The 23,659-nt window shown below is 38.9% G+C and carries 19 protein-coding genes and 1 riboswitch; of the genes, 15 read left to right on the forward strand and 4 right to left on the reverse strand.

Features of this window, described 5'->3' with window-relative positions:
• The first annotated feature begins 26 nt into the window (after positions 1-26).
• The 5 genes from KH400_RS07530 to paaX all read left to right on the forward strand — a co-directional run bounded on the left by KH400_RS07530 (position 27) and on the right by paaX (position 5,884).
• A complete protein-coding gene (locus tag KH400_RS07530) occupies positions 27-1,547 on the forward strand; it encodes an aldehyde dehydrogenase family protein (RefSeq protein ID WP_217223532.1) in 1,521 nt (506 codons plus the stop codon).
• 104 nt (positions 1,548-1,651) lie between these two features.
• Positions 1,652-2,494 carry a 3-hydroxyacyl-CoA dehydrogenase gene (locus KH400_RS07535; RefSeq protein WP_217223534.1) on the forward strand — a complete coding sequence of 281 codons (843 nt, stop codon included), beginning with the start codon at positions 1,652-1,654 and terminating at the stop codon, positions 2,492-2,494.
• Positions 2,495-2,519: 25 nt separating this feature from the next.
• Positions 2,520-3,722 (forward strand): thiolase family protein, encoded by a 1,203-nt coding sequence (locus KH400_RS07540; RefSeq protein WP_217223536.1) that lies wholly within the window; start codon positions 2,520-2,522, stop codon positions 3,720-3,722.
• 305 nt (positions 3,723-4,027) lie between these two features.
• Positions 4,028-4,804 carry an enoyl-CoA hydratase-related protein gene (locus tag KH400_RS07545; protein WP_217223538.1) on the forward strand — a complete coding sequence of 259 codons (777 nt, stop codon included), beginning with the start codon at positions 4,028-4,030 and terminating at the stop codon, positions 4,802-4,804.
• Positions 4,805-4,987: 183 nt separating this feature from the next.
• A complete protein-coding gene (gene paaX, locus KH400_RS07550; RefSeq protein WP_217223541.1) occupies positions 4,988-5,884 on the forward strand; it encodes a phenylacetic acid degradation operon negative regulatory protein PaaX in 897 nt (298 codons plus the stop codon).
• Between the two features lie 140 nt (positions 5,885-6,024).
• On the opposite strand, the gene KH400_RS07555 is transcribed toward paaX, so the two are convergent.
• Positions 6,025-6,543, reverse strand: a complete 519-nt coding sequence (locus tag KH400_RS07555; protein WP_217223544.1) for a gamma carbonic anhydrase family protein — start codon at positions 6,541-6,543, stop codon at positions 6,025-6,027.
• Positions 6,544-6,607: 64 nt separating this feature from the next.
• Between KH400_RS07555 and KH400_RS07560 the strand changes: the two genes are divergently transcribed.
• Entirely contained in the window at positions 6,608-7,567 is a 960-nt protein-coding gene (locus KH400_RS07560) for an NAD(P)H-dependent flavin oxidoreductase (protein ID WP_217223546.1), read from the forward strand.
• Positions 7,568-7,642: 75 nt separating this feature from the next.
• The gene (gene paaI, locus KH400_RS07565) at positions 7,643-8,044 is read left to right on the forward strand and encodes a hydroxyphenylacetyl-CoA thioesterase PaaI (RefSeq protein ID WP_217223548.1); all 402 of its coding nucleotides are present in this window, start codon (positions 7,643-7,645) and stop codon (positions 8,042-8,044) included.
• A gap of 268 nt (positions 8,045-8,312) precedes the next feature.
• On the opposite strand, the gene KH400_RS07570 is transcribed toward paaI, so the two are convergent.
• A complete protein-coding gene (locus KH400_RS07570) occupies positions 8,313-9,680 on the reverse strand; it encodes a hypothetical protein (RefSeq protein ID WP_217223549.1) in 1,368 nt (455 codons plus the stop codon).
• 755 nt (positions 9,681-10,435) lie between these two features.
• Positions 10,436-10,535, forward strand: a riboswitch (purine riboswitch).
• A gap of 34 nt (positions 10,536-10,569) precedes the next feature.
• Here KH400_RS07570 and KH400_RS07575 point away from each other — a divergent pair.
• From KH400_RS07575 to dctP, 5 genes are all read left to right on the forward strand, one after another.
• Positions 10,570-11,859: an NCS2 family permease gene (locus KH400_RS07575; protein WP_217223552.1), complete on the forward strand. Its 1,290-nt coding sequence runs from the start codon at positions 10,570-10,572 to the stop codon at positions 11,857-11,859.
• Positions 11,860-12,431: 572 nt separating this feature from the next.
• Positions 12,432-14,171: a carbon starvation CstA family protein gene (locus tag KH400_RS07580; protein WP_217223554.1), complete on the forward strand. Its 1,740-nt coding sequence runs from the start codon at positions 12,432-12,434 to the stop codon at positions 14,169-14,171.
• An 89-nt stretch (positions 14,172-14,260) separates the two neighbouring features.
• Positions 14,261-14,527, forward strand: coding sequence for a cory-CC-star protein (locus KH400_RS07585; protein ID WP_217223557.1), 267 nt, complete (start codon positions 14,261-14,263; stop codon positions 14,525-14,527).
• Between the two features lie 18 nt (positions 14,528-14,545).
• Entirely contained in the window at positions 14,546-15,487 is a 942-nt protein-coding gene (locus KH400_RS07590; protein ID WP_312889080.1) for an ArsA family ATPase, read from the forward strand.
• A gap of 323 nt (positions 15,488-15,810) precedes the next feature.
• On the forward strand, positions 15,811-16,842 hold the full coding sequence (gene dctP, locus KH400_RS07595) for a TRAP transporter substrate-binding protein DctP (RefSeq protein WP_217223560.1): 1,032 nt from the start codon (positions 15,811-15,813) through the stop codon (positions 16,840-16,842).
• A gap of 59 nt (positions 16,843-16,901) precedes the next feature.
• On the opposite strand, the gene KH400_RS07600 is transcribed toward dctP, so the two are convergent.
• Together KH400_RS07600 and garD are read right to left on the reverse strand one after the other, a co-directional pair.
• Positions 16,902-18,233, reverse strand: a complete 1,332-nt coding sequence (locus KH400_RS07600; RefSeq protein ID WP_217223562.1) for a TRAP transporter large permease subunit — start codon at positions 18,231-18,233, stop codon at positions 16,902-16,904.
• Between the two features lie 142 nt (positions 18,234-18,375).
• The gene (gene garD / locus KH400_RS07605; RefSeq protein WP_217223565.1) at positions 18,376-19,917 is read right to left on the reverse strand and encodes a galactarate dehydratase; all 1,542 of its coding nucleotides are present in this window, start codon (positions 19,915-19,917) and stop codon (positions 18,376-18,378) included.
• A 476-nt stretch (positions 19,918-20,393) separates the two neighbouring features.
• Between garD and gudD the strand changes: the two genes are divergently transcribed.
• The 3 genes from gudD (at position 20,394) to kdgD (ending at position 23,653) form a co-directional block, all read left to right on the forward strand.
• Positions 20,394-21,737, forward strand: a complete 1,344-nt coding sequence (gudD, locus tag KH400_RS07610) for a glucarate dehydratase (RefSeq protein ID WP_217223656.1) — start codon at positions 20,394-20,396, stop codon at positions 21,735-21,737.
• A gap of 232 nt (positions 21,738-21,969) precedes the next feature.
• Entirely contained in the window at positions 21,970-22,674 is a 705-nt protein-coding gene (locus tag KH400_RS07615) for a FadR/GntR family transcriptional regulator (RefSeq protein WP_217223567.1), read from the forward strand.
• Between the two features lie 49 nt (positions 22,675-22,723).
• Positions 22,724-23,653: a 5-dehydro-4-deoxyglucarate dehydratase gene (gene kdgD, locus KH400_RS07620; RefSeq protein ID WP_217223570.1), complete on the forward strand. Its 930-nt coding sequence runs from the start codon at positions 22,724-22,726 to the stop codon at positions 23,651-23,653.
• Positions 23,654-23,659 lie beyond the last annotated feature (6 nt).

A 23,659-nucleotide genomic window follows, 5' to 3' on the forward strand; every position in this document is an offset into this window, starting at 1 on the left:
ATCACTACGCGAAGGAGATGTTAGTTATGTCAAAAGTAGCAACGCAAAACAAGATGGAAGCAATTGAGATGAAGCGCGATGTTTACCAAATGGTTATTAATGGAGAAAGAGTAGATAGCGAGTCAAAGGAAACGTTCACAACATATAACCCAGCAACAGGTAAGCCTCTTGCTCAAGTTGCAAAAGCAACTACAGCTGATGCAGAACGTGCCGTTGAAGCAGCAAGAAATGCGTTTGATAATGGAAAGTGGAAGAAGTACCCTGTAAATAAACGAGCGAGAGTTATGAATAAGATTGCCTCAATTATGAGATCTCGCTTCAATGAATTGGTTGAATTAGAAGTTTTAAATAGTGGGAAATCTTTAGTAGCTGCACAAGGGCAAGTGATGCAATCAATTGAGGACTTCGAATTTTACGCTGGTGCGATCGTAGGTCACCGCGGAACAGTTAACAATATGCCAGGCGGATTCTTTAACTATTCCCAAAATGAACCTGTAGGTGTTTGTGCGCAAATTATCCCGTGGAATTATCCAATGATGATGGCTGCATGGAAAATTGCACCTGCAATTGCAGTTGGTTGTTCGGTAGTTATTAAACCTGCAAGTCTTACTCCATTAACAGCAATTGTCTTAACAGAAATTTGTCATGAAGCTGGTGTTCCTGAAGGTGTTGTAAATATTGTGCCTGGACCAGGTGCTTTAATTGGTGACTACCTTGTTGAAAATCCAAATGTAGACAAAGTTGCATTTACAGGTTCTACACCAACAGGTAAAGACATCATGCAGAAAGCTTCACAGACATTAAAGCGTCTAACTTTAGAGCTAGGTGGTAAGTCACCGAACTTAGTTTTTGAAGATGCTGATATCGATGGTGCTGTTGCAGGTTCATTATTCGGTATTTTCTACAATACAGGTCAATCTTGTGAAGCACGTTCTCGTTTATATGTTCATGAGGACATCTATGATGAGTTCATGGAAAAATTCGTAGAAAAGACGAAGCAATTAAAACTAGGTGATCCATTAGATAAAGGCACTCATTTAGGATCAATTGTTAGTCGTGGTCAATTAGAAGTAATTGATGGTTATGTGAAGTCTGCAATCGAAGAAGGTGCGACTGTCGTAACTGGCGGTGAAGAGTTGAAACTAGAAGGTTTTGAAGATGGACATTGGTATGCACCAACAATTATTACAGATGTTACTCCAGATATGAAAGTTGTTCGTGAAGAAATCTTTGGACCTGTCGTTGTTGTTCAGAAGTTTAAAGATGAGAAAGAAGCGATTAAACAAGCGAATGATACAGAATTCGGTCTAGGTTCTGCAATTTGGACGAAGGATCAAGGACGCGCGACTCGCGTTGCTAACCAAATTCAAGCCGGAATTGTAATGGTTAACTGCCCATTCTCGGCATTCCCTGGTACACCGTTTGGTGGATATAAACAATCTGGATTTGGCCGTGAGCTGTGTATTGAAACACTTGACCTTTATACAGAGCAAAAGAGTATCCTTTCATATTATGGAAGCAAACCGGTTAATCCTTTTGGGGTTTAAGAAATTGACGGATGAGCATTCCTCTTACCAAGAGGTATGCTCTTCTTCTATCACAGTACTTTTCAAACTACAATTCGCAATTGAGTAACTAGGGGGAAGAAAGAATGAATTCTATTACCGTTATTGGTTCAGGTGTCATGGGACGCGGCATTGCCTATGTCGCATCAGTAGGTGGCTATCAAGTTCAATTAATTGATATTAAAGAGGAAGCACTTCAAAATGCTAAAGCGGATATTAATAAAATCTTTGATAAAGGTCTTGAACGAGGTAAGATTACGAGTGAACAAGCTGATAAGGCCAAATCTTCTTTAGTTTACAAAACGGATTTAAGTGAAGCGGCTAAAGTGTCAGATTTAATTATCGAAGCTGTTCCTGAAAAGAAAGAAATTAAAAAGAGTACATTTGAACAAATCGATAAGTATGCACCAGAATCATGTTATTTTGCAACAAACACATCAACGATGAGCCCAACTGAAATTGGTTCATATACAAACCGTCCTGAAAAAGTTATTGCTATGCACTTCTTTAACCCAGTTCATAAAATGCCACTTGTTGAAATTGTTCGTGGTCTAGAAACATCTGATGAAACGGCATCTGTTGTTGAAGAAGTTTCCCAAAAAATGGGTAAAGAAACGGTTGTTGTTAATGAGTTTCCTGGATTCGTTACGAGCCGCATTAGTGCAATGGTAGGTAATGAAGCGTTCTATATGCTTCAAGAGGGTGTGGGAACACCAGAAGAGATTGATAAAGCGATTAAGCTTGGCTTGAATTATCCAATGGGCCCGTTTGAACTTGGGGATTTGGTAGGCCTAGATGCTCGCTTAAATAACTTGAAGTATCTCCACGAAACGTTAGGAGAGAAGTTCCGACCTTGTCCGTTGCTAGAGAAATATGTGAAAGCAGGACGTCTCGGACGTAAAACAGGAAGAGGAGTATATGAATACTAATAATTACTCAGGGGGACGAGGAGACATGAAAGAGGTAGTAATAGTAGATGCGGTGCGTACGCCGATTGGTAAATATAAAGGGGGATTAAAGTCAGTACGCCCTGATGATTTAGGGAGTATTGTTATTCAATCACTCATCGAGCGTAACCCAGATGTGGATCCAAAAGAAATTGAAGAGGTTGTCCTTGGTAATGCAAATGGTGCAGGTGAAGATAACCGTAACGTAGCAAGAATGTCTGCGTTATTAGCTGGCTTACCGGTAGAGGTTGGTGGAACGACGATCAACCGTCTCTGTGGTTCAGGATTAGATGCTGTTACCTATGCAGCTCGAGCAATCGCGGTTGGACAAGGTGATGTTTTTATTGCTGGTGGTACTGAAAGTATGACACGTGCTCCATTGGTTATGGGGAAACCAGAGGTTGACTATCCGCGTGGAGACATGAAAATGTTCGATACGACCATTGGATGGAGGTTTATAAACCCAGCATTAGAGCAGCAATATGGGACAGATTCCATGCCTAAAACTGCAGAGAATGTTGCTGAGCAGTTCGAAATTTCTCGAGAAGAGCAAGATAAATTTGCTTATGAAAGTCAACAAAAAGCGAAAAAGGCAATGGATGAAGGGCGCTTTGATCAAGAGATTGTACCTGTGACTTACAAAGATCGTAAAGGTAATGAAATTGTTGTTGATACTGATGAACATCCAAGACCTACGAGCACTCTTGAAAAGTTAGGGAAGCTTAAGCCAATTTTTGAAGGTGGTAGTGTAACTGCGGGGAACGCATCTGGAGTTAATGATGGTGCTTCGGCTTTACTAATGATGAGTGCAGATAAAGCAAAAGAACTTGGCTTAAAACCATTAGCTCGGTATGTCACGTCTGCGGTGGCTGGTTTGGAACCAAGAATTATGGGAATTGGGCCTATCTATGCATCGAGAAAAGCATTACAGCGTGCGAATTTAGGCATTAATGATATTGGTCTAGTTGAACTGAATGAGGCTTTTGCTTCTCAATCATTAGAGTGTATTAAACAATTAGAGCTCGACCCTAGCATTGTCAATGTCAATGGTGGAGCAATAGCATTTGGTCATCCGCTTGGGGCAAGTGGTGCTAGAATATTAACAACGCTTATTCATGAGATGAAAAAGCAAAATGTACAACATGGGTTAGCTACAATGTGTATCGGGGTCGGCCAAGGAATTGCAGCTATTGTTGAAAATATTGATTAATTAACGCTGTCGTCCATAAAGAAGTGGAGAATGAATGACAGGCAAGTGCACTAATCGTCTATCAGTGAGAACGAGTTTACCGAAGGCTGTTAAACGTTTAGTGACTCCTATACACACTGTTTCGCGGGGGGTGCTCTAAAAGGTAAAATGTCCTTTTAGAACACCCCTCTTTGCAACAAAAAATTTTATTTTAAAAGGATATTTACGTTCTATATCAAATATTTATATGACGTTTCTATCACACACTTAGTATTTTTACTATAAGCCTATTGTCAAAGTTTTAAATTATAAGGGGGAAGGTACTCATGGGAAAAGTAGAGTGTACGATTGAACAAGGTCTAGCTCGTGTAACGATTAACAGACCAGAAGCTTTGAACTGTTTTGATTACGAAACGTTAACTGCGTTAGATGATATCATCAGTGATATTCATGTTAACAAAGAGGTTCGTGTAGTCGTGATTACTGGTGCAGGGGAAAAAGCGTTTAGTGCTGGTGCTGACTTAAAAGAGCGAAAAACATTAAATGAATCACAAGTTAGAAGAAATGTAAAAGCAATTCGTGATGTATTTACTGCGATCGAGAACCTACCACAACCAACAATTGCTGCTATCAATGGATATGCTCTTGGCGGTGGCTTTGAGCTTGCTCTTGCATGTGATTTTCGAATTGCAGCTACTGAAGCACAGATGGGGCTTACAGAATTAAGCTGGGCAATCATCCCTGGAGCTGGTGGTACACAACGTCTTCCTCGATTAATCGGACAGGCAAAAGCAATGGAGCTAATTTTGATGGCAAAGAAAATCCCAGCTTCGGAAGCATTAGAATTAGGTATCTTAAATCGGGTTGTTGAAAGAGATAACCTGATGCTTGAATGTGAAGAATTTGCTGGTAAAATGTTAGAGAATGGTCCACTAGCACTTCAACAAGCGAAATATGCCATCCGCCATAGTGGAGATGTAGATATCCACACTGGATTAGCGATGGAAGCAAAGGCCTATGAGGTCATTATTCCGACAAAGGATCGTATTGAAGCATTAGAAGCATTTGCTGAGAAAAGAAAACCTAATTTCAAGGGAGAGTAGAGAAAAAGAATGATGTAACTAGCAAAGGGCTGTCTTTACATGCCGTTTGCTAGTTTTAGAAGAGAAAAAAGTACAGGGAGAATAAGTTCCCTTTCCTGCTGATCCATTTTAATATAACGGTATAAGGTATATACTGGATTTTGCAGCCAGAAAATTGTAATTGATAAGGAGAGGGAGTTTTAGATGGAAAAGTCACTTAATACACGGTCGATGATCTTTACGTTGTATGGAGATTATGTCCGTTATTATGGAAATGTTATATGGATTGGAAGCTTGATTCGGCTGTTAAAAGAATTTGGTCATAATGAGCAATCAGTTCGCGCTGCTATTTCTAGAATGAACAAACAAGGCTGGGTTCAATCTGAAAAAAGGGGCAATAAAAGTTATTATTATTTAACCGATATTGGGAAGGAGCGAATGGAAGAAGCCGCTGAACGTATTTATAAAATTACTTCGCATTCTTGGGATGGAAAATGGCGCATATTAATGTACACAATCCCAGAGGAGAAACGAAATATTCGTGATGAGCTACGGCAAGAGCTTGTATGGAGTGGTTTTGGCTCACTTTCTAATAGTTGTTGGATTTCTCCTAATAAATTGGAGAAACAAGTCGATAATTTAATCGAAAAATATGATATTACATCGTATGTTAATTTTTTTATTTCTGATTATGTTGGTCCACATTCGGATGAGCATCTTGTTAATAATTGTTGGGATTTAGATGAAATTAATGAACGGTATGAGGAATTTATCCAAAAATATAGTCAAAAGTATGTGATTGATAAAAATAAGATTGCAAAAGGTACAATGACAGATGGGGAATGTTTTGTTGAACGAACGATCCTCGTCCATGAGTATCGCAAATTCTTATTTATCGATCCTGGTTTGCCTGCTGAACTATTACCCGATAGGTGGCTTGGGGATTCGGCCGCTACTTTATTTTCCGACTATTATAAAGCACTGGCCGAGCCTTCCAACCGATTCTTTCGAGAAATTTTCCAAGAAGGCAATGACTTAGAAGTCCCTAATCAGGATTTTGATTTTTTAACACATGATCTTATGGTTAAAAAGGATGGATAAGGGCTGTCCCATAAGTGACTGCTCACCTCTTTGCGCAATTTAAATTGTGTCTGAGGCGGCAGTTACTTCACGGACAACCCTCTTTTTTTATCGTTCGTGCAAGACTATGGATATTGGGTCTAGCTGAGAATTAAAGAAGGTTATGGTCGGCCTAATTGTTTTAAAAATTCCTGACCTTTCTTCTGATACGTCTCAATCGTTAACTCAATTAATTCTAGGTCTTTATCAGTCAGTTCTCGTACAACTTTTCCAGGTGAGCCCATGACCATTGTTTTAGGTGGGATTTTCTTTCCTGGTGGAATGAGTGTGTTTGCACCGATAAATGATGATTCGCCGATTTCAGCGCCATCTAAAATAGTTGCCCCCATTCCAATCAAAGCACCTTTACGGATGGTGCAACCATGAAGGATAACATTATGACCGACTGAAACTTCATCCTCAAGGATCAGTGGGTAATCCTCATAAAGGTGGCAAGTTGAGTTATCTTGGATATTACACCGTTCTCCAATTCGTATCGGTGCTTCATCACCTCGTAAAACTGAATTGAACCAAACACTAGATTCTTTCCCAATGTTAACATCACCTATAATTCTAGCTCCTGGAGCAACAAAAACAGTATCGTGAATTTTTGGAATTTTTTCATTATAAGGGTAAAGCATACTAGACCTCCTATATAATATGAGATAAAATAAGTATAACACTTTTTTTACGAGAGGTGAAATAATGAATATATTATGTAGGAAACTAGGATTGGAGTATCCAATGTTACAAGGAGGGATGGGGAACGTAAGTCATCCTAATTTAACAGCTGCTATATCTGAGGCAGGAGGGTTAGGTACATTAGGGGCTGGAACGATGACCCCAGCTGAATTAGAAGAGAAAATTATCGGTGTCAAAGAGAAGACAGACAAGGCATTTTGTATGAATATTCCTATTACGGTGCAGCCGTACTTTGAGGAAATTGTTGACCTTGTATTCAAGCACAAAATTCCGGTTGTCTCATTATCAGCAGGAAATCCGGTACCGCTAATTCCAAAATTTCAAGAAAAAGGGATCAAGGTGATTTGTGTAGTCGCTTCAGTTAAGCAGGCGATAAAGGTTGACCGAGCAGGGGCTGATGTGATTGTTGGTGAAGGGTATGAAGCTGCAGGTATTAATTCAAACTTTGAAACAACGACATTGACTTTGATACCACAGATTGTCAATGTAGTAGAGGCCCCAGTTGTTGCTGCTGGCGGAATTGGGGATGGACGTGGTTTGTTAGCAATGCTGTCATTAGGTGCCTCGGGTGTTCAAATGGGGACAAGGTTTATTGCAACGAAAGAAGCGCTCGTTCATGATAATTATAAGCAGCTGATCACGGACGCTGGTGACACTGATACGGTTATCGTCGGAAGGTCTGTTGGTAGGGTACGACGACTATTAAATACGGAATATGCTAACAAGTTAATAGAAGCAGAACTGCAAGGGGTAACGTTGGAAGAATTTAATGAGAAGACAAATGAAGATTGTCATATCGCTGGGGCGATTGAAGGAAAACTAGCAAAAGGACATGTAAATGGTGGACAGGTTGCTGGTTTGATTGAGGATATCCCAAGTGTATCAGACTTGCTTGAAGATATGATGAAACAAGCGACTGCTCAAAATGAAGCGATCATGAATAACTTCGTTGTAAGAAAATAAATTGTTTTTATTTATAGAAAGATTCACGGAAACGATCACTATATAGAAAGTCGTCAAACATTGCAGGGGGTTTGTATGGATCAAAAACTAATAAGTAAGTTTCAAGAAGATAGTTTTGCCAAGTTATTAGGAATTGAAATTGAGAAAGTAGAAGATGGCTTTGCGCAAGTTTCAATGAATGTTAAATCTGAAATGCTAAATTTTCATGGCACCGCAAATGGTGGTGCAGTATTTTCACTTGCTGACGTTGCCTTCGCTTGTGCGAGTAATTCCCATGGTCAAACGGCGGTAGGAATTACAGTGAACATTCATTATATGAATGCAGGATTTGAGAATGAGCGTTTAATAGCTACTGCTACAGAAGATACAAAATCTAGTCGCCTTGGTTTGTATCGCATTGAGGTCAAAAATGAAAAAGAAGATTTAGTCGCATTAGCTGAAGGGATGGTGTACCGCAAGAAGGAACAGGTCATCTAAAGAGGAACCTATGCAAGGCAAGGAGAGTGTGTTTTTGAATGCGCTTTCCTTGTTGTTTTTAGTGCGTTAGTTCGGAAGGTATTATGAAAATTAATAAAAAAGGATTTGCATCTATGGGATATAAGAGAAGACAAGTGAAAGTAAGGGACACCTCGGTTTCAGCATAAACAGAAAAACCTCTCAGCTCTATTGTGAATAGAGCTGAGAGGTTTTCACTATTATCAATAATTCTCCCCTTGTAACGTACGATCTGATCTATTGATTTTAATTAGCTTGCCTTTTGTTCTTTCTCAGAATCCTCATCACCGACTGGTAAATTTTCTTTATTTCTACCAATGAGTAATACATATAAGACAATACCTACACCAATTCCCCATGCAGGTCCTACAGAAGCTGATAAAATTCCGATTAGTAAAACCAAACCACGTGAAATGTTATTTGAAACCATTGACATTGCTACATAAGCACAGGCAAACCCAGTTAGAAGTAATGTTACAGATAGGGCTACAGGAAATAGTGGAACTATGATCCCGATTACTGGAAGTAAAAGACCCAATGGAATGGCCAAGAGATAAAAGTTCGCAGGACCAGAATAAATTGTATCCATGACTTTGCGTCCTTTTTTATATCGTTCAATTAAGAACACTTGCACCCCAGTCCAGATCGGTCCATGTAACCATGGCAGTGGACCGGCTGTTACGATTTGTGCAAAGTTTCGTAATGCGAGAACGTAGTGACTTCGATTTGTATTAATATCAATTTTCTCGTCTTTACGAGCCTCATCTGCATCCTTTAATAATGTATGGGCTACTAGTAAGTCGCTAAATACTAATACATAAACCATGACACCGATTGGAATCGCACTTAAGATAATCTCCCATGATGGTAATCCAACAGCCCATATCGATAGTGTGGAAAAGGCTTCTCCAACTGCAGGCACAAAAATTCCCCATGAAATATCAAATGTTAACTCACCAGCGATTAGACCGACGACCCCAGCGACGATAAAAGATGCCAATAAGGCATTTGAGCCAGCAATAAGTTTTAATTTTGTATTTGGCAGGTTTGAAAATGGAATGGAAAACATTAAGACTAGGACGACAACCCATGCTGTAATTAATGTGATCGGCATCTCAGGTAAACGGTCAAGTTCCCCAGAAAATGCAGCAATCGCTGCCCCCATAATAACCCCTGCTTTTAAGGAAGCTGGGATAAGAGCATTAAACTTTTCCCCTAGTTTGGTTATGCCAAAGAACAGGAATAGCACAATGACAACTATTGATATGGCAATCATGCCCTGTACGGCTTCTGCACCAGGTGTAAGCGTATTCAAGTAAACGATTGTTAATGGTAGAGCAGGAGTGATGGCTCCAGCTGCATACACATCCCCAAATAAAATGGTTTGAGCAAGTACCCAAAATAAAAATATTAAACTAACCGTCCATGCAACATCAAATGAGACATCAAAGAATTGCATGGCTAGTGGTGTAATGGAACCACAAGTAGCTAATAAAATTAACCCGCCTTGAATGTGTTGGCTTGGTGTTAACTCTAAGTGGATTCCCGGTATTCTCATTGTAAAGGGGCCCCACTTAAGGCCGGGATGAATCTCTCCTTCTTTCCTCTTCTTAATCATATAATTGATTTCCCCCCTCAAAAAATAGTAAATCTTGTACGACTAATAGAAAGCTAGAAACTAAGTTTTCTTTCACTATTCAATGCTAGTGATTTCTTTTTTTAGTAGTAAAACAGGTTTGATTTTTCATTGAACGAAAATTTGAAGTTAGTTTCTAATTACCTATAGCACCTCCTTTGTGTTATATAATTTAAAGTTACGTTTTAATAACGAGATGCTTTTAACTGAACCACCACCTTTTGGTAAATGTTGAATTAACGATGAGTATACATGTAGCAAGGGAAATTATCCATTCAATTTCTTTGTGTGGATATGGTTTTATTAGTGTATCTTTTCTTTTTTTTGTTACTGCATTATTAGGCAGCGAAAATAATATGACTAATAAATTATTTACCGTTTATAACACGTCTTTGTTTAAAACGATATATTTAGGGTACTGAAAATTTAGAAAAATGTCAATATGAAAGCGCAATCATTGTTGTGCTTTTAGGAAAATTAAAATTCATCTTAATTTAGTGGTAGTTTTGAAACCGATTATTAGTAACTATTTAAAATAAGTAGATAGGGGTGTAATAGCGCAAAAGGGGTACATTGCAAAAGAAGGGACCTGCAGTACCCACTATAAGGAAGGAACCAACGGAATTTCAACGTGATAGATTTGTTATTCTTTAAGCATAAGAAGGTTAAAAAACGAACGTTGTTTATTGACAAGTGGTTATAGTTCGCTTAATATATATTCCGGGATACAAAAAGGAAGAAAAATAATATGTTTCATTCGTATATTCTCAGAAATACGGTCTGAGAGTTTCTACCGGGAGCCGAAAATTCCTGACTACGAATGGGTAGATTCAATCTGTCTATTTGAAGTCAGGGATTTTTAGGAGGATATATGGAACGTTTTTTTCATTTACGTGAATTAGGAACAACAGTAAAAACGGAAGTGTTAGCAGGTATAACAACGTTTTTAACAATGGTGTATATCATTATCGTCAATCCTGCGATTTTATCTGCAGCAGGAGTGCCGTTTGAGCAAGTTTTCACTGCGACAATTGTTGCTGCAGTAATTGGAACATTAATAATGGGCATTTTTGCAAAGTACCCGATCGCGATTGCACCTGGGATGGGCATGAATGCTTACTTTGCAAGCGTCGTAGCTACACATGGAGTGAGTTATCAAGTCGTTTTTGGAACGGTTTTTGTTGCTGGTGTTATCTTTCTACTATTAACATTGACTAAATTTCGAGAAACATTGATTCAATCAATCCCTAATTCTTTAAAATATGGAATCACATCTGGGATTGGCTTATTTATTGCATTCATCGGTTTGAGGATGGCAGAAATTGTTGTAGCGAATCCAGAGAACCTTGTAACATTAGGGGATTTGAGCAACCCGGTTACACTCTTATCGATTTTAGGGTTGTTTATTACGCTGTTATTAATGGCACGTAAAATAAAGGGCGCTTTGTTCCTAGGTATGTTAGTTACTGCAGTCATCGGTTATTTTATGGGCCTTTTACATTTTGATGGGGTCGTTTCAGCACCACCATCGATCGTGTTGTTTGATTTAGATATTGCGGGTGTATTCACTCACGCTTTATACACAGTTGTATTTGCCTTTTTATTAGTAACAATCTTTGATACAACAGGGACAATGATTGGTATAGCAGAGCAGGCGGGGTTAATGAAAGATGGTAAATTTCCACGAGCTAAGCCGGCGCTTATGGCAGATGCTGTAGCTACGACAGTTGGTGCGACAATGGGTACGAGCCCATCAAGTGCTTATGTTGAGTCATCTTCTGGGGTCGCTGCTGGTGGTCGGTCCGGATTAACTGCGGTTGTTGTGGCAGTGTTGTTTATAGGAGCATTATTCTTTTCACCGGTTGTTGCCGCAATTTCAGCACTCCCAGCCATTACTGCTCCAGTGTTAATTATTGTTGGGTGCTTTATGATGGAAGGATTGGCAAAAATCAGTTGGAAGGACTTTGATGAAGCATTTCCAGCTTTTGCGATCATTTTAACGATGCCATTAACGTCTAGTATTGCTACTGGAATTGCGGTAGGTTTTATCATGTACCCAATTATTAAGCTTGTGAGTGGAAAAGGAAAAGAAGTTCATCCAATTCTTTATACATTTGGCGTGATTTTTGCGATTCAAATGGCGTTCTTCCCAGCGCATTAATTGTTAAAACGATCAATCATTATTTAATTTATATTACCCCTTAAGTAGGTTCTACTTAGGGGGTTTTTGTAATTGGCCCCTACTCGTAACAGCGTAGGTTAATTTGATTAGACTGCCTAATGGAAAAGCCAAACCAAATCAGAGCTACAATACGAAAGGAGCCATTACTATTAATGGTAACCAAAACGTGTTTACCATTAATATTCGGAAACTTTTTACGTAATTATCATGAATTAAAAAAGAGATAGATATATTGAGACTCCCACGTCTTAAGATGAAAGCCCTACACTTCACGGTGTGACGGGTGGGATCTTTGAGTGACTTAACGTTCGCGGTCGTTTTCTGTTTTCTCGTTCGGAAAATCTATAAGTAAATCGATCGTCCTAATCTCAACTAGAAAGTTCGACTACTTTGGTAGAAAAATATGGTTGATACGATGTAAACAAACAAATATAAACATTTTTATTTATTTTCTGACATTTTATTGAAAAAATAAATTTTTTACTATAGAATTAATTTTGTAATTTTCTGCAAATACACACACATAAACATTACTAAAGGAGGGGATAAAAATGAGTGCGATAGTGTTAGCGCTTGCAGGGATGTTAGTGTTTTATTTAGGATGGCGGTATTATTCAAAGTTTATTGCAGAGAAAATTTACCGTCTTGACCCGGATTATGTAACACCTGCCCACCGATACAGGGATGATGTGGATTTTGTGCCGACAAATAAGTTTGTCTTATGGGGGCATCATTTCACCTCGGTGGCTGGGGCGGCACCTATTCTAGGTCCAGCCATTGCTGTCTATTGGGGATGGCTTCCCGCACTTGTCTGGGTCGTGTTAGGAACTGTTTTTGCTGCAGGTGTTCATGATTTTGGTACACTTGTTTTATCTGTAAGAAATAAAGGGCAATCAGTTGGGACGTTAGCAAATCGATTGATAGGTCGCAGGGCAAAATTGCTATTTTTGTTTATCATTTTAATTTTAGTATTGATGGTTAACGCTGTTTTTGCTTGGGTGATCTCGAATTTATTTGTACAGTTCCCAGCAAGTGTATTATCTGTATTTATCCAAATTCCACTGGCGATCTGGATTGGGTACAAGGTTCATAAGAAAAGTAAAAATATGCTCCTACCGTCACTCGCAGCCCTTGCTGTTATGTATGGAACAGCGATCCTTGCGAGCCACTTTCCTGTATTACAAATTGATCTAGTGCGTTATTTTGGTGGTGAAGAAAGTGCAGGTCTTTTCGGATTAGGGGCAACAGGATCGGCATTTTTAATCTGGATTATCGTGTTATTTGCTTATGTGTATGTTGCGTCTACGTTACCGGTGTGGAAGTTACTTCAACCACGGGATTACATTAATTCACACCAATTAGTCGTTGGTTTAGGGATTCTTTATTTAGGGTTGTTTCTAACGAATCCAACTGTTACAGCTCCAGCGACAAATGCAAGTACTGATGTTCCGTGGTTTCCATTACTATTTATCACGATTGCATGTGGTGCGATTTCTGGGTTTCATGGTTTAGTATCCTCAGGAACGAGTTCTAAGCAATTAAATAAGGAGACAGATGCTCGTTTTGTAGGTTATATGGGAGCGGTTGGAGAAGGAATGCTCGCATTAATCTCAATTATTGCTGTTGTTACATTGTTTGCAACACAAGCAGACTTTTTGGCGGCATACAGTACATGGGATGCAGCTAATGGAGGGGGCCTTGGCAACTTTATTGTTGGGGCGGGACAATTAGCGACTGGGCTCATGATTCCGGTAGGTATCGCCGAAACGATTGTAGCAGTGATTGTCGTTAGTTTTGCTGCAACAACGCTGGATACGGCTGTCCGTCTAATGCGTTATATCATTACTGAGCTTGGTAGTGAATATAAGGTGAAGTCGTTAACGAAGACACATGTTGCAACAACTGTCGCTGTCGGTTCAAGTGCGGCACTCGCTGTATTACCAGAAGGGCCGAATGGCTTTGGTTCAGGTGGGTATCTATTATGGCCACTTTTCGGTACTTCAAATCAGTTGTTAGCAGGGATTAGTTTGCTGTTAATTACAATTTGGCTGAAGAAGAATGCAAGAAACTATTTAGTTACTTTAATTCCGATGATCTTCTTGTTGTTTATGACCGTTTGGGCGATGATTCAGCAAGTGTTTACTCAATGGGCGACTTGGGGTAGCGATAGTAATATGTTATTGTTCGGCTTTGGTGCGGTAATATTAGGATTTGCGATTTGGATTGTTCTTGAATCTATTTATATTCTTTCATCAAATAAAGATCATGATAACATTGATCCGTCGATGTAAGGGTACGTATAGAAGCTTAAATAGCGAGGATAGAATCCATAATTGGGTTCTATCCTTTTCCTTCATTACAATAATTGAGGTGTTCAGCAATGACAGAGGAAAAATGGAGCTTTAAAAAAATAGTAAAGTTATATGATGAAATCTTAAGTTTACAGCATCGGGCTGAGATTAAGCGTGAAATTCGTGATCAAGATGACCTGTTTATGCTTCTCTGTTTCTCAGAGATGTTAGGGATCCCTAATCCAGTTTCCTATTATACGCTAGAGCTCTATCCAGAAATGATTGAAAAGTTTCATGATTGGCATTTGCGTATGGGAATGGAAAAGTCGCCATTAGATGGGATACGTTGTTGCTAGATGAGGAGGAGGTAGCTTGTGAAGAAGGGCTTGTTGCAAAGAAAAGTTATATTCGTTGGAGGAAAAGGTGGTGTTGGTAAATCGACATCAGCTTCTGCCCTTGCGATGTCAGCGGCAAAACAAGGAAAGAGAACATTACTTGTATCGACAGATCCTGCTCACAATATTGGTGATATCTTTCATACGAAAATTGGTTCAAAGCGTAAGAAGCTTACCACACATTTATGGGGACTAGAGATACACCCTGAAGAGGAACAGAAAAAGTACATAGAGACAGTAAAGGATAACTTACGTGGGATGATCAAACCGAGTATGATCGATGAAATCCATCGTCAAATTGATATGGCAAGTGTTTCGCCGGGAGCAGATGAGTCTGCTTTGTTTGATCGTATCGTTTCGATCATTTTAGAGGAAGGTACTGATTTTGAACATATTATCTTTGATACTGCTCCTACGGGACATACGATCCGTTTATTATCACTTCCTGAATTAATGAGTGCATGGGTGGATGGAATGCTTGATCGTCGTAAAACGGTTAACGAGAACTATGCACAGTGGTTAGATGATGGGGAACCGCGTGAGGATACGATTTATCAAATTTTAGCGAAAAGAAAAGACCGTTTTGCAAAGGTTCGTGAAATATTATTAAATCCGAAAAAAACTGGATTCGTCTTTGTATTAATTCCTGAGCGTTTGCCGATTTTAGAAACGGAGAAGGCCGTGCAGCTGCTTGAACAGTATAAAATTAATGTTGATACGCTCTTTGTAAATAAGGTGATTCCACCTCATGCGGATGGTCAATTTTTACAGAAGCGGCGACTACAGGAGCAGAAATATCTAGAATGGATTGAATCCTCTTTTAAAAAGCAACGCATTGTACAAATCCCATTGTATGAAGAGGATATCAATAATCTTGAGGCGTTAGAGCAAATTTCAACATACCTAAAGGAAACGAAATAAAATTGAAAGATTAAACCTTGGTTGTCGCGGCAACGAAGGTTTTTTCATAGTGTGATGGACCATAAGGGAGAACTGAAGAGGAGAGGTATAGTCAATGATGAGCCTAGTGTTTTTAGTAAGTGAAGATCACCGGAAAGTGAGGACGAAATGCTAGATTACACAGACATGGAATACCCATTTTTAACCAAAAAATTATGGAAGATCATATTTAACGTGCAAATATTAAAACAATTAGTGCAAAACTAAATCTTTTAGTATATAATATAGGAAACATTAATGCTTCGACGCTTTTATGCATTAAAGAAAAAGGGGGGAGAAAGAAAGTGAAGAAGAAAATAGTTATGCCATTATTAGCAGCGACGTGTGCGATCGCACTAACTGCTTGTGGTGGAACGGAAGATGCAAATACAGAGGTTGAGGAAAATGACGTTGATCAATCAGAAGAAACATATACGTTAAAAGTCGGACATATCGCACCGCCGGAAGAGGCGTATGCAATAGGCTTTGAGGCTTATGCAGAAGCTGTTGAAGAAGCTACAGATGGTCGAGTTGAATTTGAGATCTTTGATAATGGTTCTCTTGGTGGTGAACGAGAATTAGCAGAAGGAGTTCAGCTAGGTAACTTAGACATGAGTTTGATCACAACTGGCGTGATGAGTAACTTTACACCGGAAGTCACAGCGCTAGAGTTTCCTTTTTTATTCCGAGATTTAGATCATGCATATAAAACATTAGATGGAGAGATCGGTCAAGAGATTCTAGATAAAATGTCTGATGCCGGCTTTAAGGGTATTTCTTTTTGGGAAAATGGACAACGACACTTGGCTAATAACAAACGTCCTATCCGCACACCTGAGGATGCAAAAGGGTTACAGATGAGAACGATTGAAAGTGATATTCTATTAGATACGTATGAAAGTATTGGGACAAACCCAACACCAATGGCTTTCCCTGAAGTATATGGTGGCTTGCAACAAGGGGTTATTGATGGTACGGACCAATCCTATGGTGTCATTTGGAGTACAAACACGTATGAACAGCTTCCATACTTCTCAGAATCAGGGTTATACTACGCTTCTGCAACACTTATCATCAATGATGAATTATATCAATCAATGCCAGAAGATATCCAATCCATTATTGTAGACCTCGGTAAGGAGTATGCCGAAGTGCAACGTGAAATCTCTCAGGAGTTAGAAGCAGAACAGCGTGAGAACTTACTAGAGAACGGTGTTGATATTGTTCCATATGAGGAATTCGATGTTGAAGGGTTCAGAGAATTAGTAGAACCTGTCTATGAGAAACACGCCGATGATTATGGTGATTTAGTTGAGAGGATTCTTGATGTAGAGTGATGATGAATGGGGGTGTCATAATGGCACCCTCACTCTTTTTTATTTTACTAACATACCCTTTATCTTATAATCATGATAAGACCTATACCTATAATAGCAAGAATTGATAAATGTAATCCGTTTGCCCGGAGCCCAACTTGAACACCTGATACACCAACAATTCTACTTACCATAAGATTTAAACCTGAAAAAGGGCTTAGAGCAGTTGATATCGACCAAGCTAACAATAATAGCATGGCAAGGGATAAAGTGCTTATTCCTAGTTCTTGAGCGTCAAGTTGCATCGCTAATGCAGCAATTACTGCTATTTGGTGTAATCCTATATAAGTAAGGATTAATACTATGAACATAACCGCTAGGGCAAAGAGTAAAAATGATATATTTGCAGTAGATGTTAAAAAGTTACTTACTAAAAAAGCAAAGCTTGTTCCTTGTACGGCGTGTGCAAATAACCCGGCGCTAGTAAATAGCATAATCTCGTTACTCATCATCGGAATAGATTTGTCACAATAGGCCTTTACTTCCTGGATGAGCTTCTTCCAGTTATTTGTTAGTGCTCCCCATAAGACTGGTACTGTAACAGAGAGTAAACAAACAATAACAATCATTGACCATTGTGTAACATATTCAATCGTTAGTGAAATAGACAAAAGAAGTAAGATAAAGAGTGCTAAACGAATAAGTTGGTTCCGATATCCAATTTCCATGGGAGTTTTTCGATGTGATTGTTGGTTAAGAGGGTTTTTCCGTTCCCACATGGCGAACAAAAAGTTCCCAATTAATAAGGACAAAAATGATAATCCTATTCCGTACACTATATAATTTCCTACAGGCATATTTAAGTAATAAAGAACGAGAGAAACAGAAGCAAAATACGGTGACCACATGATGGCAGTTGAAAATCCAATTAAATAACTTTTAGCAGACATATAAGATGGAAGTTTAAGTTCAGAGAGAAAATCACTAATAATCCGAACGGACCCTAAGCTAAGTATTGGGCTTAAAATAAATAAAGATGATGTAATACCTGCGAACAGCCTTCTTGGTCGGTGCAATAAATTCCGTAATAGTGCCTCGACAGCATCAAAGTATCCGCCAAGCTTTAACGGTAATGAGAGGAGTGGGGCTAAGGTGATCAGGCAAAGCAACGGAAGAATTAATACAATTCCTTGACTAACTCCCTCAATAGCAGAGCCTTTGTTAAACTCTAACATGACCCCAGTTGTCATCATGATTAAACCAATGACGCGTGGGAATCCACTAGCATTCTTTGCACTTGCTATAAATGCTAATAAAGCTAGAAGGACAACTATATAATGTAACCATAATAGATTAAGAAAGTATTGAACTAGAAACACAAAGCACATCAATAAAATGAGGTAACTACGCATATATTTCTTATCCCTTCAAAGTCTCAGGGGCTTTTAATCATTAGATTAGAACCCTCCTATTTAATGTCTGTTAAGTTTGGTGAAAGTTGAGAATGGAGGAAAAAGAGAAAGGCAAACCAAGTTGGATGCCTTTTGTTAGTGATTATGTTATTGGTGCTGGATTAAAAAGACTTAAGTCATTGTGTAAATCCCAATATTCAGCCCATGTTTGTTTCCTCCCACTAGCAACGTCAAGAATAAAGTGGAAAAGTTCCCACCCGATCTCTTCAATTGAAGCTTCCCCAGTTGCGATTCGTCCAGCATTAATATCGATTAAATCTTTCCATTGTTCCTGTAATGAATTTGTCGTTGAGACTTTAATGACTGGTGCCGGTGATAAGCCATAAGGTGTGCCTCGACCTGTTGTGAATACTTGTAGATGCATACCCGATGCAAGTTGCAATGTACCACAGACAAAGTCACTGGCAGGGGTGGCAGCAAAAATCAATCCTTTCTTTGATACCTTTTCTCCGGGTGATAAAACTCCTGATATTGGACTACTCCCAGATTTAACGATTGATCCTAGAGATTTTTCAACAACATTAGCTAACCCCCCTTTTTTGTTACCGGGAGATGGGTTAGCACTTCGGTCAGCCTTTCCACGTTGTAAATACTCATCATACCATTTCATTTCATTGATAAGAGCTTGCCCCACCTCTTCACTAACAGCTCGTGGCGTTAATAAATGAATAGCATCACGAACCTCAGTGACTTCCGAAAATAGAACTGTAGCACCTGCTTTTACTAATAGATCTGCTGCATAACCAACGGCTGGGTTGGCCGTTACCCCAGAAAATGCATCACTTCCCCCACACTGTAAGCCAATAACTAAATCTGAGGCAGGGCAAGTTTCTCGTTGTCGTTCATTTAATTGTTTAAGTCTTATGTCTGCCATATTCATAATAGATTCGATCATTTGGTGAAACCCTTGTTGGTCCTGTAAGGAAATAATATCATCATCGGTCGAGTCACTTGAAACTAACCGTTCAGGGGCGAGCTTTTCACAACCTAGCCCCACAACCATTACCTCTCCGCCAAAGTTAGGGTGGGATGCTAGGCTTTGGATGGTTCGAATCGGTATCTCTGCTTCAGGGGCGTTGATCGCAACGCCACAACCATAATTATGGTTCAATGCAACGACATCATGCACATTTGGGTACTTAGGCAAGATCTCTTTTTTTACTTTATTTACTGCATAATCAAGGACACCAACAACACATTGGACACTAGTAGTGATCCCTAAAATATTTTTGATGCCTACACTTCCATCCGAATTTCGGTAACCTTCAAACGTATAGCCCTCAAGGGGAGATGACTCTTTCATATCTCCATTGTTTGCAAGTGGTAACTCATCTAATTCGGGAGGAGTAGGTAGATTGATTGAAGATTCTTTGACCCAGCTACCCTTTTTAAGGGAGGTGGCTGCATAGCCAATGACTTCTCCATAACGAGTAATTGCTTGACCTTCGGATATATCATCTAAAGTAACTTTATGCCCTTGTGGTACAAATTCCTCTAATGTTAGACCGCAAGAAAATGTGGTGCCCTCACGTAATCCTACCGAATTCACAATAATGGCAACGTTATCATTTTCGTTTACTTTAATATAAAGTGGTATCTCTTCATGAGTGGGGTTCAACGACATATATCTATCTCCCTTCAATTAGGTCATGGATCAAACTCACTTGTTTAATTGTATGACAATAAAACATTTTCGGGATAATTGTAAGACAATAATAAATATCTGTCAATTCTAAACAGTGGGAAAAGTTGTGGTAACCCCAGAGTAACAAGGAATTATTTGTAACTCGTTAGAGTCATGGTTAGTAATGGTTACTTTCGAAAATTGAAATAAAACTACATTTTTTATTTTTTGAATTGACACCAAATTTTATTTGTCTTACAATTTACACAACAAGTTAATTGTCTTACAAATAAACAAAATTACTAAATGAAAAGTGAGGGAGGCAAAAAATACTACTTAATTATGGCAAATGACTCCAGTTTAAAGGGGCTACCGTCTAAGCGGTACTAAACCTGTTAAATTGAAAGCGGAATCATAGAAAAAAATTGAATGATAAGGTGTGTGATGTTATGGCTCATCAATTAGCGAATCAGGCAATGTCTCAAGGTGGTGCAACTAGTACACCAACCATTACTGAGATGCAAGTCATCCCTGTAGCGGGGCATGATAGTATGTTGCTTAATCTGAGTGGGGCACATGGTCCTTTTTTTACAAGGAATGTCGTTATTCTAAAAGATAATGCAGGAAACACGGGTGTTGGTGAAGTTCCTGGTGGAGAAAAAATACGTCAAACGCTAGAAGACGCAAAGGTTTTAGTCGTTGGCCATTCAATTGGAACGTATAATAATATCCTGAATTCGGTAAGGAAACAATTTGCGGATAGAGATGCAGCTGGAAGAGGGAACCAAACATTTGATTTAAGAACAACTATTCATGCTGTTACGGCTCTCGAAGCTGCATTACTAGATTTATTAGGTAAACATCTTAATGTACCTGTTGCTGCCTTGCTTGGAGAGGGGCAACAACGAGACCGTGTCGAAATGTTAGGGTATTTATTTTATATTGGCGATCGGGTAAAAACAGATTTACCATATTTAAGTGATATGGACGCTGATAATGAATGGTTTCGGTTACGACATGAAGAAGCATTGACTCCTGAAGCAATTGTTCGCCTTGCTGAAGCAGCACATGAAAGATACGGGTTTAATGACTTCAAGCTAAAAGGAGGAGTACTTTCTGGTTCAGAAGAAATTGAGGCTGTTACCGCCCTTGCTGAACGTTTTCCAGAAGCTAGAATTACATTGGATCCGAACGGTGCATGGTCATTGAAAGAGGCAATCAGTCTTTGTCGTAATCAATATCACATTTTAGCGTATGCAGAAGATCCTTGTGGTGCTGAAGGAGGATATTCAGCCCGAGAAGTTATGGCTGAATTTAAACGAGCAACCGGATTACCTACAGCGACGAATATGATCGCAACTGATTGGCGAGAAATGGGACACTCGATCCAATTAAATTCTGTTGATATCCCGCTAGCCGATCCTCATTTCTGGACAATGCAAGGTTCTGTACGTGTTGCACAAATGTGTAATGAGTGGGGATTAACATGGGGGTCTCATTCAAATAACCATTTTGATATCTCATTAGCTATGTTCACACATGTCGCAGCAGCAGCACCAGGGGATATCACAGCCATTGATACTCATTGGATTTGGCAAGATGGTCAACGCCTTACTAAAGATCCATTTAGAATTGTAAATGGTGAAGTAGAAGTGCCGGCAAAACCAGGTTTAGGTGTTGAAGTCGACATGGATCAGATCGAAAAAGCTCATAAGCTCTATACGGACAATGGCCTTGGTGTGAGAGATGATTCGATTGCCATGCAATATTTAATGCCTGGTTGGAAGTTTGATAATAAGCGACCTTGTTTAGTTCGTTAATTGAAACTGTTGGATAAATTAAAGGTAAAAGAAGGCTTTTGGTTAAGGGATAAGGTGCAAATGAACCAAGTTTCATTAACGTTTATTTTCAGTTTTGTTGACAAATCCTGAGGGCGCATCCAGGAAATCAGATAATTTTTAACATTAAAATTCGTATTATTGACTAATAATTTTATTTGTCTTACAATTAACCCAAATAATACGAAGTACAAATTTAGGATGTGTGGGCCAAATGGGAGAAAACAAAAATAAACTTGAAATGAAATCCTTAGATCGTAAGACGTTATCAAAGCAAGTAATAGATCAAATCATCGACTTGTTGTTAAGTGGGCAACTAAAACCAGGTGACAAATTACCTCCAGAAATGGAGTTGTTAGAAATACTTGGTGTAAGTCGACCGGTGCTACGTGAAGCGTTGAGTTCATTAGAAACTCTCGGGATCATTCAACGACGTACACGTGAAGGTACTTTTTTCACAAACAGTATTGGTAGTAAACCATACTCGATTATGTTAGCGCTATCGGCTGGTAATTTACCAGCAATTATGGAAACACGGATGTCTCTTGAGTTAGGACTTGTTTCAATTGCTGCTGAAAAAATTACTGACGAAGATTTAGCACGTCTCAAAGAGACAATTGATTATATGGCTAACAATGTCGAATACACAGAGCAAGACCGTGACTTTCATCGAATTATTGCTTATAGTGCGAGTAATCCAGTCATGGCTGGGATCATTGATCCACTTTTAGATGCATTCGATAGTACTGTAGATCAGATTTCTAAGCGGGACCGTAACCAAGAAGAAACATTAGCACAACACATCGAAATTTATAAGGCATTAGAAAAGCGTGATCCAATTGAGTCTTTTCAAAAGATGTATCAACATTTAGATTACGTAAGAAACAAAGTGTTAAAAGGAATAAAAGTCAATTCCTAAATAGTCGTTTTCGGTTATAACTTTATTAAAGAAAGGATGTCCGTTAAATATGACAATCGAAAGAAAAGCTCCAACAGGAATTTTAGGTTTTCCAGTTGCTCCATTTACTAATGAAGGAAACATAGATGAAAAAGTATTAGAAAAAAATATTAATTTTTTGGTTGAAGAAGGGTTAACTTCCATTTTTGTTGCATGTGGTGCGGGTGAATTTCAATCCATCAACCAAAAAGAATATCAAAAAATGGTTGAAATCGCTGTATCAACTGTTAATGGAAAGGTACCTGTGTATACGGGGGTGGGTGGAAACCTTTCGCAAGCATTAGAGCAAACGGAACTATCAGCAAAACTTGGGGCAGACGGATATTTGGTTCTTCCTCCGTATCTTATTGAAGGTGAACAGGAAGGCATCTTTAATTACTTAAAAACAGTTGTAAATAGCACGGATTTAAATGCCATTTTATACCAACGCGATAATTGCATTGCTTCTTTGGAAACGGTAACAAAGTTAGCGGAATATCCACAGGTTGTTGGTGTGAAAGATGGCGCTGGTAATATGGAGTTAAATATGGAACTCATCCAAAACCTAGGTGATCGTTTGGAATGGGTCAACGGAATGCCGCTTGCAGAAGTGACAATGCCTGCTTTTTATCATATAGGATTTAACTCATACTCTTCTGCAATTTCGAATTACATTCCGCATGTTTCAAGGTTGTTCTTTAACGCGTTACAAAATGGTGATCAGCAACTTCTTAATGACTTATATCAAGATGTTATTTTCCCGATTAATAACATCCGTAAACAGCGAAAAGGCTATGCGGTCTCATTAATCAAGGCCGGAATGGACATTGTCGGTTTACCGGTTACAGATGTTGTTAGACCACCAGTTGTTCCTGTTGAGAAAGAACATTATCAACAATTAGAGAAAATCTTAAAAGGTGTTATGGATAAATACCCAAATGATAAGAAAGTAACCCTTTAATGTAAC

Origin of the sequence: Desertibacillus haloalkaliphilus, assembly GCF_019039105.1 — a bacterium.
GTDB classification, from domain to species: domain Bacteria; phylum Bacillota; class Bacilli; order Bacillales; family KJ1-10-99; genus Desertibacillus; species Desertibacillus haloalkaliphilus.